The organism is Geobacillus sp. YHL, from assembly GCF_022341265.1.
Lineage (GTDB): Bacteria > Bacillota > Bacilli > Bacillales > Anoxybacillaceae > Geobacillus > Geobacillus thermoleovorans.
The window spans coordinates 87068-102351 of record NZ_JAEIGB010000005.1; the positions used below are offsets into that span (position 1 = coordinate 87068).

15 protein-coding genes are annotated in these 15284 nt (G+C 56.0%); 13 read left to right on the forward strand and 2 right to left on the reverse strand.

All coding sequences use genetic code 11. From position 1 onward, the window contains the following. The first annotated feature begins 3 nt into the window (after nucleotides 1-3). The 5 genes from JCR24_RS07170 to JCR24_RS07190 all read left to right on the forward strand — a co-directional run bounded on the left by JCR24_RS07170 (nucleotide 4) and on the right by JCR24_RS07190 (nucleotide 5465). On the forward strand, nucleotides 4-1623 hold the full coding sequence (locus JCR24_RS07170; protein WP_238980377.1) for a long-chain fatty acid--CoA ligase: 1620 nt from the start codon (nucleotides 4-6) through the stop codon (nucleotides 1621-1623). 14 nt (nucleotides 1624-1637) lie between these two features. After that, complete coding sequence (locus JCR24_RS07175) at nucleotides 1638-2483, forward strand: 3-hydroxyacyl-CoA dehydrogenase family protein (protein ID WP_238980378.1); 846 nt, start codon at nucleotides 1638-1640, stop codon at nucleotides 2481-2483. A gap of 133 nt (nucleotides 2484-2616) precedes the next feature. Beyond that, nucleotides 2617-3768: a thiolase family protein gene (locus JCR24_RS07180; protein WP_173426828.1), complete on the forward strand. Its 1152-nt coding sequence runs from the start codon at nucleotides 2617-2619 to the stop codon at nucleotides 3766-3768. Nucleotides 3769-3918: 150 nt separating this feature from the next. After that, nucleotides 3919-4488, forward strand: coding sequence for a Uma2 family endonuclease (locus tag JCR24_RS07185; protein WP_020278231.1), 570 nt, complete (start codon nucleotides 3919-3921; stop codon nucleotides 4486-4488). A 98-nt stretch (nucleotides 4489-4586) separates the two neighbouring features. Further along, nucleotides 4587-5465: a DMT family transporter gene (locus JCR24_RS07190; protein WP_238980379.1), complete on the forward strand. Its 879-nt coding sequence runs from the start codon at nucleotides 4587-4589 to the stop codon at nucleotides 5463-5465. A gap of 207 nt (nucleotides 5466-5672) precedes the next feature. Here the strand turns inward: JCR24_RS07190 and JCR24_RS07195 are convergent, their stop codons facing one another. After that, nucleotides 5673-6290 carry a trimeric intracellular cation channel family protein gene (locus JCR24_RS07195; protein ID WP_238980380.1) on the reverse strand — a complete coding sequence of 206 codons (618 nt, stop codon included), beginning with the start codon at nucleotides 6288-6290 and terminating at the stop codon, nucleotides 5673-5675. Nucleotides 6291-6450: 160 nt separating this feature from the next. Here JCR24_RS07195 and hflX point away from each other — a divergent pair, with 160 nt between their 5' ends. From hflX to glnA, 4 genes are all read left to right on the forward strand, one after another. After that, a complete protein-coding gene (gene hflX, locus JCR24_RS07200) occupies nucleotides 6451-7698 on the forward strand; it encodes a GTPase HflX (RefSeq protein ID WP_238980381.1) in 1248 nt (415 codons plus the stop codon). 13 nt (nucleotides 7699-7711) lie between these two features. Then, nucleotides 7712-8983, forward strand: coding sequence for a methionine gamma-lyase family protein (locus JCR24_RS07205; RefSeq protein ID WP_011230824.1), 1272 nt, complete (start codon nucleotides 7712-7714; stop codon nucleotides 8981-8983). Nucleotides 8984-9059: 76 nt separating this feature from the next. Next, a complete protein-coding gene (locus JCR24_RS07210) occupies nucleotides 9060-9461 on the forward strand; it encodes a MerR family transcriptional regulator (RefSeq protein ID WP_011230825.1) in 402 nt (133 codons plus the stop codon). 39 nt (nucleotides 9462-9500) lie between these two features. After that, a complete protein-coding gene (glnA, locus tag JCR24_RS07215; protein ID WP_238980382.1) occupies nucleotides 9501-10835 on the forward strand; it encodes a type I glutamate--ammonia ligase in 1335 nt (444 codons plus the stop codon). A gap of 63 nt (nucleotides 10836-10898) precedes the next feature. Here the strand turns inward: glnA and lexA are convergent, their stop codons facing one another. After that, complete coding sequence (gene lexA, locus JCR24_RS07220) at nucleotides 10899-11522, reverse strand: transcriptional repressor LexA (RefSeq protein WP_011230827.1); 624 nt, start codon at nucleotides 11520-11522, stop codon at nucleotides 10899-10901. A gap of 152 nt (nucleotides 11523-11674) precedes the next feature. Here lexA and yneA point away from each other — a divergent pair, with 152 nt between their 5' ends. The 4 genes from yneA to tkt all read left to right on the forward strand — a co-directional run bounded on the left by yneA (nucleotide 11675) and on the right by tkt (nucleotide 15138). After that, nucleotides 11675-11980, forward strand: coding sequence for a cell division suppressor protein YneA (gene yneA, locus JCR24_RS07225; protein WP_011230828.1), 306 nt, complete (start codon nucleotides 11675-11677; stop codon nucleotides 11978-11980). A gap of 19 nt (nucleotides 11981-11999) precedes the next feature. Then, a complete protein-coding gene (locus JCR24_RS07230; protein WP_011230829.1) occupies nucleotides 12000-12653 on the forward strand; it encodes a YneB family resolvase-like protein in 654 nt (217 codons plus the stop codon). 129 nt (nucleotides 12654-12782) lie between these two features. After that, nucleotides 12783-13013, forward strand: coding sequence for a DUF896 domain-containing protein (locus tag JCR24_RS07235; protein ID WP_011230830.1), 231 nt, complete (start codon nucleotides 12783-12785; stop codon nucleotides 13011-13013). A 118-nt stretch (nucleotides 13014-13131) separates the two neighbouring features. Further along, entirely contained in the window at nucleotides 13132-15138 is a 2007-nt protein-coding gene (gene tkt, locus JCR24_RS07240) for a transketolase (protein ID WP_023634179.1), read from the forward strand. The last annotated feature ends 146 nt before the right edge of the window (nucleotides 15139-15284 follow it).

Sequence of the window (15284 nt, forward strand, 5' to 3'; positions counted from 1 at the left end):
CCGATGATGAAAACACCGTTAAACATTTCCATGATGCTTGAGCGGGCGGAGTTGTTTTTCCCAAAAAAGCAAGTCGTTTCGCGCATGAAAGGAGGCGTCGTCCGCCATACATACAAGGAGATCGGCGAGCGGACGCGCAGGCTGTCAAGCGTGTTGAAGCGGCTCGGGGTGGAAGTCGGCGACCGCGTTGGCACGTTCGCTTGGAACCATCACCGCCATTTGGAAGCGTATTTTGCCATTCCCGGCATCGGGGCGGTGCTCCATACGATCAACATCCGCCTCTCGCCGCAGCATATCTCTTACATCATCAACCACGCCGATGACCGTGTGCTGCTGATCGATGATGATTTGCTGCCGGCAATTGAAGCGATCAAGGACGAGATCCCGAACGTACGCGCTTTCATCGTCATGACCGATGCCGACGAGCTGCCGGAAACAACGTTGTCACCAGTGTACCATTACGAGAAACTGCTTGCCGAGGGCGATCCAACATTTCCGTTCTTGAAAGACCTCGATGAATACCAACCGGCTGGTATGTGTTATACGTCGGCGACAACGGGAAATCCAAAAGGAGTTGTGTATACCCACCGCAGCACCGTTTTGCACGCGATGGCGTTAGGGCTGGCTGATACGCAAGGGCTGTGCGAGCGCGATGTCATCATGCCGGTCGTACCGATGTTCCATGTCAACGCGTGGGGGCTGCCGTTTGCCGCCACTTGGTTCGGTTCGACGATCGTCATGCCGGGACCGGCGTTTACGCCGAAAGTGCTTGCCGAGCTGATTGACTCCGAACGGGTGACGATCACCGCCGGCGTGCCGACGATTTGGCTCGGGCTGTTGCAAGAGTTGGAGAAAGGAAACTATGACGTCAGCAGCCTGACGCGTGTCATTTGCGGCGGTTCAGCCGCGCCGAAAGGGATCATCCGTGCGTTTGAAGAAAAATACGGCATTCCGTTCATTCACGCGTACGGCATGACGGAAACGAGCCCGCTTGTGCTTGTCTCACGCCCGAAAAGCTATCAAGACGGGCTGTCGTACGAGGAGAAACTGGACATTCGCGCCAAGCAAGGGCTGCTTGCTCCAGGGCTTGAGATGAAAGTGATCGGCCAAAACGGGCCGGTTCGTTGGGACGGGCAGGAAATGGGCGAGCTTTGCTTGCGCGGGCCGTGGATTGCTGCCGAATACTACAACGACGACCGGACGAAAGACGCGTTCCGCGACGGTTGGCTGCATACCGGCGATGTCGTCACCGTGGACGAAGAAGGGTTTGTGAAAATTGTCGACCGGACGAAGGATGTCATTAAAAGCGGCGGCGAATGGATTTCATCGGTTGATTTGGAGAATGCGCTCATGGCCCATGAGGCGGTGTTCGAAGCGGCGGTCGTCGCTGTGCCGCATCCGAAATGGCAAGAGCGCCCGATTGCCTGCGTCGTGCTGAAAGAAGGCAAAAGCGTCACGAAAGAAGAGCTGTACGACTTTTTGCGCCCGCAATTTACAAAATGGTGGCTGCCGGATGACATTGTGTTTCTCGATGAAATTCCGAAAACGAGCGTCGGCAAGTTTTTAAAGAGAAAACTGCGCGATGAGATGGCAGCGCGCTATGCCGATGCGGCGAAGGAGTAAAGGAGGCGGACACCGTGGCAGAAACGATTGCGGTCATCGGCGCCGGGGTGATGGGAAGCGGCATCGCGCAAACGGCGGCGATGGCGGGAAAAACGGTGTATTTATATGACGTGTCCGAAGCGGCCTTGCAAAATGGGCTCGCTTCGGCGGAAAAAAGCTTGCGCCGCTTTGTCAAAACCGGCGGGCTGTCCGAGCCGGAAGCGCGAGCGGCGCTCGGGCGCATCCGCTCGACCGTCGATTTGGCCGAAGCGGTGCGCGGGGCGGATGTCGTCATCGAAGCCGTGCCGGAAAACTTGGCGCTGAAAAAAGACGTGTTTCGAAAGCTTGACGAACTCACGAAGCCGGACGCCATTTTAGCGACCAACACATCCGAGCTGAGCGTCACGGCGCTTGCCGCCGCGACCAACCGGCCGGAGAACGTCATCGGCATGCATTGGTTCAATCCGGCGCCAGTGATGAAGTTGATCGAAATTGTGAAAGGTGAGACGACTTCCGACGACACAGTCGACGCCATCCGTCGGCTGTCTGTGGAGCTTGGCAAAGAAACGGTCGTCGTGAAAGACCGGCAAGGGTTTGTGACGACACGGGCGCTTGCCGCCCATATGATTGAATGCATCCGCATGTACGAAGAAGGAGTTGCTTCCGCTGAGGATATCGACAAAGCGGTGCGGCTTGGCCTCGATTATCCGATGGGGCCGCTGGAGCTGGCCGACATGGTCGGGCTTGATACGCTCCTGTTTGTGAGTGAAAACATGACGGAAGCATACGGCGACCGGTTCCGGGCGCCGCAGCTTTTGCGCAAGCTCGTTGAAGCCGGGCATTTAGGGCGGAAGACGGGGAAAGGGTTTTACACGTATTGAGCAGCGCTCGCCGTCCATCTGATGCCGCGCGCCAACAAGCGCTTAAAGAGCGCCCGCTTTCGCCCGTGCGGAAGCGCCCGAATAGGCAAGGCAACGAAGAAATCACGAAAGTAGAGCAAAAGGAGGAAGTTGCATGGTGCGTGAAGCGGTCATTGTCGAAGCGGTCAGGACGCCGGTCGGCAAGCGGAACGGCGTCTTCCGGGACGTTCATCCGGTCCATTTGGCCGCGGTGGTGCTCGATGAAGTCGTGCGCCGGGCCGGCATGGACAAAGGGGCGGTGGAAGACATCGTCATGGGCTGCGTGACGCCGGTCGCCGAACAAGGGTACAACATCGGCCGGCTGGCGGCGCTTGAGGCCGGATTCCCGATCGAAGTGCCGGCAGTGCAAATCAACCGAATGTGCGGCTCGGGGCAGCAGGCGATTCATTTCGCCGCCCAGGAAATCCGCTCCGGCGATATGGATGTCACGATCGCCGCCGGGGTCGAAAGCATGACGAAAGTGCCGATTTTAAGCGATGGCAACGAGCGGACGATTCCGCCGTCGCTGCATGAAAAATACGAATTCATCCACCAAGGCGTCTCGGCTGAGCGGATCGCCAAAAAATACGGCCTAACGCGCGAGGAGCTTGACGCCTACGCGTACGAAAGCCATCAACGCGCCTTGGCGGCCTTGCGCGAAGGGAAGTTTCGCGCGGAAATCGTCCCGGTGAAAGGGCTTGACCGCGATGGCCGCGAAATCCTTGTCACCGATGATGAAGGGCCGCGGGCCGACACATCGCCGGAAGCGCTCGCCGCGCTCAAGCCGGTGTTTCAAGAAGACGGTCTCATCACCGCTGGCAATGCGAGCCAAATGAGCGACGGGGCGGCCGCTGTGCTTTTGATGGAACGGGAGGCGGCGAGGCGGTTCGGACTGAAGCCGAAAGCGCGCATTGTCGCGCAAACGGTCGTCGGCTCCGACCCGACGTATATGCTCGATGGCGTCATTCCGGCGACGAGGCAAGTGCTGAAAAAAGCCGGCCTCTCGATCGATGACATCGACCTCATTGAAATCAACGAAGCGTTCGCCCCGGTCGTGCTCGCCTGGCAAAAAGAAATCGGCGCTCCGCTTGAGAAGGTGAATGTCAACGGCGGCGCCATTGCGCTTGGCCATCCGCTCGGCGCCACCGGTGCGAAGCTCATGACGTCGCTTGTTCATGAACTTGAACGGCGCGGCGGCCGCTATGGGCTATTGACGATTTGCATCGGCCACGGGATGGCGACGGCCACGATCATCGAGCGGGAGTAAGAGCAACGCGTGGAAAAAACATTTGTTTGACACACACTCGACAGCGGTGGCGGCCGCTGTTTTTTCTGTCATGACGAGAAAATAAAAATATGGGACGGAACTGGAGCGATGTGATAAGATGAAAGAAAAGCAAGTGAAAGGGGAAGCGCAGTGCAGAAGGAGAAGCCGTTTTACACGTATCGCGACATTGAACATTGGGAAGGAAATTGGGAACTGATCGATGGTGTTCCCTATTTATTGGCGTCTCCGTCGTTTGAGCACCAGTATGTGGTCGGACAACTGCACCTTGCATTGGCTTCGTATTTTCAGGCGCGTGGCTGTCATGTCATTCTTGCCCCGTTTGATGTTCAGCTTGATCCTGAGGAGCCAGAACGGATGGCGAAAACGGTTGTTCAGCCGGATTTATCAGTTGTTTGTCGGGTTGAGCAAATCGGGAATCGGCGAATGAAAGGGGCTCCCGATCTCGTTGTGGAAGTGCTGTCACCAAGCACCGCCTTGCGTGATCGAAACCAGAAATACTATTTATACGAAAAATATGGTGTGCATGAATATTGGATTGTAGACCCCAGCAATCGAACGATCGAAGTGCTCAGCTGGCAAGATGGACGATTTCAACAGCGAGCGGTTTTCGGGCCAAGCGATGAGTTGGTTTCTTTTTGGCAACCGGATTTGACGGTTTCGCTCGCCCCCGTGTTTCCTCCGGAAGAAAGCGATGTGTAGCTGATGGAGAACAACCTTGTTTGGCTGCCATCTCTGGAAATAACGGCTTCGCTTTTGGTGTCAGCAGCAGAAAGAAGAAAGCAAAGGGGATCGATGTCATGAAGCAAGCCTTTCTCGCTTCCTTCTATTTATCCCTTGCCGCTGGCATTTGGGGCGGGATGTATGTGGTGAGCAAATACGTGTTGGACTACATTCCGCCGTTTACGCTCGTCTGGCTGCGCTACGCCGTCGCCTTGATCGTGCTGGGCGCCGTCGCCGTGGCGAAACGCGAGCGCCCCCCAAAGAACGGGCGTGACTGGGGAATGATTATCACGGTCGGGATCATCGGCTACGTCGTTTCCATTTCCTTGCAGTTTGTCGGCACGAAATGGTCGAACGCCCATACCGCTTCGCTCATCACCGCCTCGACGCCGGCGTTTGTCGTTTTGTTTGCCCGCTGGCTGATTGGTGAGGCGCTCACATGGCGGAAGCTTGGCGCGCTCCTATTGGCGACATTCGGCGTCATCGTCATCGTCGGCTTAGGAGGCGGAGAAGAATCAACGTTTCTTGGCAACATTTGCTTAGTCGGCGCGGCGGTCACTTGGGCGCTGTTGTCGGTGCTCGTGAAAATCGCTTCGGCCCGCTTGTCCGTGTTTTCGATCACCACGTATGCCATTTTTGTGGCACTCATTGGCATGACGCCGATGATGCTCGCCGAAGGGCCGGGGCTTGCTGCGAGCCATTGGAGTGTTCCCGTCGCCCTTGGGGTGTTGTATCTTGGCGTTGTATCGACAGCGGGAGCATTTTTTCTTTGGAACAAAGGGATGGAAATGATCGATGCCGGCGTCGGCTCGCTCTTTTTCTTTTTCCAGCCGCTCGTCGGCTCGCTCTTTGGCCGGCTGTTTTTACAAGAGCAACTCGATGTCTCGTTTTGGCTCGGCGGGGCGCTCATTGTTGCCGGCGTGGCCGTGGCGGTGCGAAGCGAGCAAAGCGCGTAAGGAAGGCGTCAGCAAACCAAAAGCGAGGAGTCCGCGTTGGGCGCCTTCGCTTCCGTGCTTACGGTTTTGCTTCTTTTCGCTTCCTTCGTACCAAGAGGCAGGGGCAGAGAGGAGCCATACAACGGCTGTCAAACGGAATGGGACGATTTATACAAAAGTCTATCTTTTCGTATAAATCAATGAGTAGTTGTTGCTTTTGCCGTTTGATCATTGCTCGCCCGCTTTTTCTCCGACCGCCCGCCGCGGCAGCTTCCAGCCGTACGTGTATGACAAAACGCGCAAAGCGGCGACGACAATCAACAGCACATACAGCTCCATGGGCGATTCGGCCCATTTCAGCCCAACGGCGATGCCGGCGAGAATGGCCCAAGCGGCATAAATTTCTGCGCGCAACACGAGCGGCTTTCTTCCCGCCAACACGTCACGGATCATGCCGCCGCCGCTTCCGGTCAACACCGCGGCGACGATGACCGCGCTTAACGGATGACCCATGTTGACGGCATACAGTGCTCCTTGGATGGCGAACGCGGACAGCCCAAGGGCGTCAAAAAAGTTGCCCCACCGCTTCCACGGCGGCAGCATTTGCTTTGGGAACAAATACACAACTGTCATGGCCGCCAAAGCGACAAGAAAGAGCGGCTGCTGTTCCCATAACGCCGACACGGGAACCCCGATCAGCAAATTGCGCACCGCCCCGCCGCCAAAAGCGGTGACAATCCCTAAAATGTACACCCCAAGCAAATCGTACTCCTCTTCCATCGCGACAATCGCCCCGCTAATGGCAAAGGCGATCGTGCCGATGATGCTCAATACTTCCCACGTCATTCGTGCTGTTCCTTTCCGTACGGTGTTCTTGTATCATTGTAGGGGCAAAAGCGGCGGAAAATCAATCGTTTTTTTGGAACGAACTAGCAGACCGACGGTGGGATTTGGTATCATGAACATAGAGAACATGTTCGCCGCGAGGGAAAGGAAGGGGGATGCCATGAGCCGTGAACAAGCGATCCTTGTCGGCTGCCAGCTCGCTGGTGTCGATGATGAACGGTTTCGCTATTCGATGGAGGAGCTCGCTTCGCTCGTTGCGACGGCGAACGGCGAGGTTGTGGCAGAGTTGACGCAAAAACGTGAAGCGCCGCACCCGGCGACGTATATCGGCAAAGGGAAAACGGAAGAGCTCGCCGCCATAGTCAAGCAGCTGGAACCGGACGTGGTTATTTTCAACAGCGAGCTCTCTCCAAGCCAAGCGCGCAATTTGACGAAAATGCTTGGCGAGGTGAAAGTGATTGACCGGACGCAGCTGATTTTAGACATTTTTGCAAGGCGCGCCCGCTCAAAAGAAGGAAAGCTGCAAGTCGAGCTCGCCCAGCTGGAGTATATGTTGCCGCGCCTTAGCGGTCAAGGAGAGGCGCTATCCCGCTTGGGCGGCGGCATCGGCACGCGCGGCCCGGGGGAGACGAAGCTCGAGACCGACCGCCGCCATATTCGCCGCCGCATTGACGACATTAAAGCTGAGCTTGTGCGCATTGCTGAGCATCGAGGGCGGTACCGCGAGCGCCGGCAAAAAAACCAAGCGTTTCAAGTGGCGCTCGTCGGCTATACAAACGCCGGCAAATCAACGATTTTCAATCGGCTGACCGCCGCCGATTCGTTGGAAGAAAACTTGTTGTTTGCCACGCTCGACCCGTTGACGCGCAAATGTGTCTTGCCATGCGGCTACACGGTGCTTGTCACCGATACGGTCGGGTTCATTCAAGACTTGCCGACGACGCTTGTCGCCGCGTTCCGCTCGACGCTCGAGGAAGTGACGGAAGCCGATCTATTGCTTCACGTCGTCGATTCGTCTCATCCGGATTACGTTGCGCACGAGCGAACGGTGTCGCGGCTGCTTACTGAATTAGGGGCTTCTTCCATTCCGATGGTCACGGTGTACAATAAAAGCGATCAAAAAGCGTCGGAATTCATTCCGACAACGACTGCTTCCATCATGATCAGCGCGCTTTCCGCCGCCGACATTGACCGGCTCCGCTATTTTCTTGAAGAGGCGGTGAAACAGCAAATGGCCCGTTACGACGTGTCGATCCCAAGCGGTGAAGGAAAATTGCTCGCTCGGTTAAAATCGGACACCATTTTGCACGAATGGCATTATAATGAACAGGGAGGCACGTACGACTGCCAAGGGTACGTGCTGCCGACGCACCCCTTGTATGGGGAGCTGCAATCATTCCAACGGTAGAAAGGGTTCATCTATGTTTTGGACACAATGGAGACACGGAGAAACCATCGCTCTTCTCATCGAGGAAATCGAAGCACAAATCGCGCCGATTCACCGCCGCATCGATGAACTGGTCGACGTCAACCAATACCGCGTGCTTGAGAGCTTCCGTCGCCATCAAGTGAGCGACGCCCACTTCATTCCGTCAACCGGTTATGGGTATGACGATGCGGGCCGCGATACGCTCGATCGCATTTTCGCTGATGTGTTTGGAGCGGAAGCGGGACTTGTGCGCCCGCAAATCATTTCCGGCACGCATGCGATTGCGATCGCGCTGTTTGGCGTGTTGCGCCCGGGCGATGAGTTGCTTTACATCACGGGCGCTCCGTACGATACGCTTGAGGAAATCGTCGGCGTCCGCGGCCGCGGCGTCGGCTCGCTGAAAGAGTTTGGCATTCGTTATCGCAGCGTGCCGCTCACAGCGGAAGGGATGGTCGATTTTCCGGCCGTTCGCGAAGCGATCCATGAGCGGACGAAAATGATCGGCATTCAACGTTCGCGCGGCTATGCGGACCGGCCGTCGTTTACTGTCGAAGAGATCGGCGACATGATTGCATTCGTCAAGTCGATCAAACCGGATGTCGTCGTGTTTGTCGACAATTGCTACGGAGAATTCGTCGAGGAGAAAGAGCCATGCCATGTCGGCGCCGATTTGATGGCCGGCTCGCTCATTAAAAACCCGGGAGGGGGCTTGGCGAAAACGGGCGGCTACATTGTCGGCAAGCGGGAATATGTGGAGGCGTGCGCCTATCGGATGACCTCGCCGGGCATTGGAGCGGAAGTCGGTCCGTCGCTTTACAGCTTGCCGGATATGTATCAAGGCTTTTTCCTTGCGCCGCACACCGTGGGCCAGGCGCTCAAGGGGGCGGTTTTTACAGCGGCGATGCTCGAGCGGATCGGACTAAAAACCTCGCCATCGTGGAAGGCGAAGCGCACGGATTTGGTTCAGTCCGTCCGTTTTGACGATCCGGAACAAATGGTGGCGTTTTGCCAAGCGATTCAGGCTTCCTCCCCGGTCAACGCTCATTTCACTCCGTATCCGAGCGACATGCCCGGCTATGAAGACAAAGTGATCATGGCCGCCGGCACGTTCGTCCAAGGGGCAAGCATTGAGTTGACGGCCGACGGGCCGTTGCGCCCCCCGTATGTCGCGTATGTGCAAGGCGGATTGACGTATTCGCATGTGAAAATCGCCGTCTGTTCCGCCATTCAGCGTTTGCTTGAACAGCGGTTGATTTGTTTGTGAGGAAACGTCACGTTTCATTGACTCATTTCCTAACATTATGGTAAAATAAAGGTATCAAAAGCGAGGAGGAATTGGCATGAGCAGCCAAATTCGTCGTTCCATGCCATTGTTTCCGATTGGGATCGTGATGCAGCTGACCGACTTGTCGGCTCGGCAAATCCGCTATTATGAAGAGCACGGCCTCGTTTCGCCAGCGCGCACCGAAGGCAACCGGAGGCTGTTTTCGCTCAATGACATTGACCGCTTGCTGGAAATTAAAGATTTGATCGACCAAGGCGTCAACTTGGCGGGCATTAAGCAAATTTTTGCCGCGCGGGAGGAAGGACGCCACCAGCAGGCGGAGAAAGTCGAAAAAGTAGGAAAACCGAAGCTGTCGGACGAAGAACTGCGCGAAATTTTGCGGAATGAATTGCTGCAGGCCGGGCGGTTCCAGCGCGCATCGCTTCGCCAAGGAGATCTCGCTCGCTTCTTTCATTAATGACGGAAAATGATTTCCGAGCCGGGGAGGAGTTTGGACATGGCAAAATATACGCGTGACGACATTCTACACATCGTCAAAGAGGAAAATGTCAAGTACATCCGCCTGCAATTCACCGATATTTTGGGCACGATCAAAAACGTCGAAATTCCGATCAGCCAGCTGGAGAAAGCGCTTAACAACAAAATTATGTTTGACGGGTCGTCGATCGAAGGATTTGTCCGCATCGAAGAGTCGGATATGTATTTGTATCCGGACTTGGATACGTTCGTCATTTTCCCGTGGACTTCAGAAAAAGGAAAAGTCGCCCGCTTTATCTGCGACATTTACAACCCGGACGGCACGCCGTTTGAAGGCTGTCCGCGCTATAACTTGAAGCGGATGCTGAAAGAGATGGAGACGCTTGGCTTCAACGCCTTTAACTTAGGAGCTGAGCCGGAATTCTTCCTTTTCAAGCTGGACGAAAAAGGACACCCGACGATGGAGCTGAACGATCGCGGCGGCTATTTCGATTTGGCGCCGACCGATCTTGGGGAAAACTGCCGGCGCGACATTGTGCTCGAGCTTGAGGAAATGGGGTTTGAAATCGAAGCGTCCCATCATGAAGTCGCCCCGGGCCAGCATGAGATCGATTTTAAATACGCTGATGCCGTAAAAGCGTGCGACGACATTCAAACGTTTAAGCTCGTCGTCAAAACGATCGCCCGCAAACACGGATTGCATGCGACCTTTATGCCGAAGCCGATTTTTGGGATTAACGGTTCAGGAATGCATTGCAACCTGTCGCTGTTCCGCAACGGTGAAAACGCCTTTTTCGATCCGAACGGCGACTTGCAGTTGAGCGATACGGCGCGGCAGTTTATCGCCGGTGTGCTGAAGCATGCGCCGAACTTTACGGCGGTGACGAACCCGACCGTCAACTCGTACAAGCGGCTTGTTCCAGGCTATGAAGCGCCGTGCTACGTCGCTTGGTCGGCGCGCAACCGCAGCCCGCTCATCCGCATTCCAGCTTCGCGCGGCATGAGCACGCGCATTGAGGTGCGCAGCGTCGACCCGTCGGCCAACCCATACTTGGCCATGGCGGTGCTTTTAGCCGCTGGGCTTGACGGCATTCGCAACAAGCTCACTCCTCCGGCGCCAGTGGATCGAAACATTTACGTCATGACGAAAGAAGAACGGCTCGAAGAAGGCATTGTCGATTTGCCGGCAACGCTGCATGAAGCGTTGGAAAACTTGAAGTCCGATGAAGTGATGATTCACGCGCTCGGCAAACATTTATTCGAGCATTTCGTCGAAGCGAAAGAAATTGAGTGGGATATGTATCGGACAACGGTTCATCAATGGGAATTGGACCAATATATGGAACTCTACTGATTCATAAAAAAGCTGCCCTGAAAAAAACGGGGCAGCTTTTTTATGGGCGCAGGCCGGCACGAGTCAGTCGAACAGGCGATAGACGCCGATCACTTTGCCGAGAATCGTGCAGTCGCGGACGATGATCGGCTCAAGATGGGCGTTTTCCGGCTGCAGGCGGATGTGGTCTTTTTCCTTGAAAAACCGCTTCACCGTCGCCTCGTTGTCTTCCGTCATGGCGACGACGATGTCGCCGTTGTTGGCCGATGACTGCTGGCGGACGATGACGTAGTCGCCGTCGAGAATGCCGGCTTCGATCATGCTGTCGCCCATCACTTCAAGCATAAACAGCTGCTCCTCGCCGGCGGCGAGCCGCTTCGGCAGCGGAAAGTAGCCTTCGATGTTTTCCACCGCTGTAATCGGTTGGCCGGCCGTCACCTTGCCGATGATTGGCACCGAGATGATCTCCTCTTTTTCTCTCTCCTTGGCCATATCGTTGTCCAAAATTTCAATGGCGCGCGGCTTTGTCGGGTCGCGGCGGATGTACCCTTTGCTTTCTAGGCGCGCGAGATGCCCGTGGACCGTCGAACTTGACGCCAGTCCAACCGCTTCCCCAATTTCCCGCACCGACGGAGGATAGCCTTTTGTTTTTACTTCCTGTTTAATAAACTCTAAAATTTGCTGTTGTCGTTTTGACAGTTTCGTCATTGTTTCACACCTCTCGCCACATCATTTGCCTTCATTATACCATGCGGAAGACGAAAAAACAAACATAAGTTCGAGTTTTTTATTGACACAAACAAATGTTCCTGGCTATAATGAAGGAAAGCGAACAAACATTCTAGAAAGGGTGGGAGGGAATGAGGAAAACGTTGCTGCACTATGTTTTGTTTTCATTTTTGTTTGCGCTCGTGTTGGCAGGGTTCGTTTACGCCAGCAGCCCGGTCGATAAAAAAGAATACGTGACGATCACGGTCGCTCCCGGCGATACGCTTTGGGGGCTGGCAAAACAGTACGAACAGGAACACCATATGCCGCCTGATGAGTTCATCCGCTGGGTCGTCGATGTCAACCATTTGCCGAGCCCGCGTCTTGCCGCCGGTGAACAAATTGTCATTCCTGTGTTAAAATCAAAGCAGGGCGGCTCGGTGGCCGTCAATCAGTGATGGAAAGAAGGGATTGGCCATGAGGGCGGTCATTTACTGCCGCGTCAGCACGGACAAAGCTGAACAGGAAACGTCGCTCGCGAGGCAACGAGATGAGCTCGAGCAGCTGGCGGCCGAGTGTGGATTTGAAGTCGTGAAAGTGATCGCCGAGCAGGCGAGCGGTTATGAAGCCGACCGCGACGGCGTGTTGGAGCTGCTTTCGCTTTGCGAGGAAGGCGAGGTCGATGTGCTGCTCATTCAAGATGAAACGCGGCTTGGGCGCGGCCATGCGCGCATGGCGGTGCTGCATTGCTTGAAAAAGCAAGGGGTGAAAATATACAGCGCCAGCCACCGCGGGGAGATGCCGCTGTCGGAGGCCGATGAGATGGTGTTATCCATCATCGCTATTGTCGAGGAGTACCAAAGAAAAATACATAACGCCAAAATTAAGCGTGGCATGCAGCGAGCCATCGCCAGCGGCTACCGACCGGAGCGGAACCTAAGGCGCCGGGGCGAAAACGCCGGGCGCGATCGAATCGATCTGCCGGTTGAGGAGATCGTCCGCTTGCGCGAGCGCGGACTGACGTTTGCCGATATCGCCGCGACGATGCGAAGCTTCGGCTACGAGGTGTCCAAGGCGACCGTCCATCGGCGTTACCAGGAATATATGGACGAGCAACAAAGGCGGCGTTGATCGTGTACTGCGCCTGGCCCTAAAGCGGCGAGCGGGCAAAGGAAACCAAGATGCCATCGTTGCCATCTTCCCGGTTGATCAGATAAGATAAAACAGAGTGAGAATATGGCAGATAGGAGAAGATGATCAATGCTTGCCAAACATAAATTAGCCCGCATCAATGAACTGGCGAAAAAAGCGAAAACGGCCGGCTTGTCGGCCGAAGAGGCCTTCGAGCAAGCGAAGCTGCGCCGTGAGTACATTCAAGCGTTCCGCAAGGCGATGACCGATATGCTCCATACAGTGACCGTCATTGACCCGAGCGGCAACGACGTGACGCCGAAAAAATTAAAGGAAAGCCAGCGGCGGCGCTTCCATTAAGCCGCGAAAAAACAGACGGCGTCTCGTTTGTCCCGAAGGAGGAAATAAACGTTGTACAAGGAATCTGATTTTCTATATGATAGTAAATGACACCATGTTGATGAAAGGGAGGAAGACGATGGCGCATTCAATCGAGGAGTTGGCGATTACCACCATTCGAACGCTGTCGATTGACGCGATCGAAAAAGCGAAATCCGGGCACCCGGGCATGCCGATGGGCGCGGCGCCGATGGCGTACACGCTTTGGACGAAATTTATGAATCATAACCCGGCGAATCCAAACTGGTTCAACCGCGACCGGTTTGTCTTGTCAGCCGGGCACGGGTCGATGTTATTGTACAGCTTGCTTCATTTAAGCGGCTACGACGTATCGATGGATGATTTGAAACAATTCCGTCAATGGGGAAGCAAAACGCCGGGCCATCCGGAATACGGCCATACGCCGGGCGTGGAAGCGACGACCGGCCCGCTCGGCCAAGGGATTGCGATGGCGGTCGGCATGGCCATGGCGGAACGGCATTTGGCTGCTACATACAACCGCGACGGGTTTGAGATCATCAATCATTATACGTACGCCATTTGCGGCGACGGCGATTTGATGGAAGGAGTGGCGAGCGAAGCTGCGTCACTCGCCGGCCACTTGAAGCTCGGCCGTCTGATCGTCCTGTATGACTCGAACGACATTTCGCTGGACGGGGAGCTCAACCTGTCGTTCTCGGAAAACGTCGCCCAACGTTTCCAAGCGTACGGCTGGCAATATTTGCGCGTTGAGGACGGCAACAATATTGAAGAAATCGCCAAAGCGCTCGAGGAGGCGCGGGCGGACCTCAGCCGGCCGACGCTCATTGAAGTAAAAACGACGATTGGCTACGGCGCGCCAAATAAAGCGGGCACGTCCGGCGTCCACGGCGCTCCGCTCGGCGCCCAAGAGGCGAAGCTGACGAAGGAAGCGTACCGCTGGACGTTTGCTGAAGATTTTTATGTACCGGAAGAAGTATATGCCCATTTCCGAGAAACGGTGCAAGAGGCCGGTGCGAAAAAAGAAGCGGAATGGAACGAACAGTTCGCCGCGTACGAACGGGCGCATCCGGAGCTGGCCGCCGAGCTGAAGCGGGCGATTGAAGGGAAGCTTCCGGATGGCTGGGAGGCGGCGCTGCCGGTGTATGAAGCGGGCAAAAGCCTGGCGACCCGCTCATCGTCCGGGGAAGTGATCAACGCCATCGCCAAAGCGGTGCCGCAATTGTTTGGCGGTTCGGCGGACTTGGCAAGCTCGAATAAAACGCTCATCAAAGGCGGCGGCAACTTCTTGCCGGACAGCTACGAAGGGCGCAACATTTGGTTTGGCGTGCGCGAGTTTGCCATGGGGGCGGCGCTGAACGGCATGGCGCTTCACGGCGGGTTGAAAGTGTTCGGCGGCACGTTCTTCGTGTTCTCTGACTATTTGCGTCCGGCGATCCGCTTGGCGGCGCTGATGGGCTTGCCGGTCATCTACGTCTTGACGCACGACAGCATCGCCGTCGGCGAAGACGGGCCGACGCACGAGCCGATCGAACATCTCGCTTCGCTTCGGGCGATGCCGAACTTGTCGGTCATCCGTCCGGCTGACGCAAACGAAACGGCGGCAGCATGGCGGCTGGCGCTCGAATCGACGGACAAGCCGACTGCGCTCGTCTTGACGCGTCAAGATGTGCCGACGTTGGCGGCAACAGCTGAGTTGGCGTATGAAGGCGTGAAAAAAGGTGCGTACGTCGTTTCACCGGCGAAAAACGGCGCTCCGGAGGCGCTGTTGTTGGCGACTGGCTCGGAAGTCGGTCTGGCCGTCAAAGCGCAAGAAGCGCTCGCCGCTGAGGGCATCCATGTCTCCGTCATCAGCATGCCATCGTGGGACCGCTTCGAAGCGCAGCCCAAATCGTACCGCGATGAAGTGCTTCCGCCGGCCGTGACGAAGCGGCTCGCCATTGAAATGGGCGCGTCGCTCGGTTGGGAGCGCTACGTTGGCGCCGAGGGCGACATTTTGGCCATCGACCGATTCGGTGCTTCCGCTCCGGGAGAGAAAATCATGGCTGAGTATGGCTTTACGGTTGACAACGTCGTCCGCCGCACAAAAGCGCTGCTCGGCAAGTAACCGGAAAGCTGCCCTTGCGTTGTTGCAGGGGCAGCTTGTTTTTGTGAAAGATGGCTGCGCTTTGGTCAAGTATTTTCGGGGTTGAATCGAGGGCAAAGGCTTGTTTGTTGGCCTGTTTGCGGCCGCATGGCCATCGCAAACAAAAA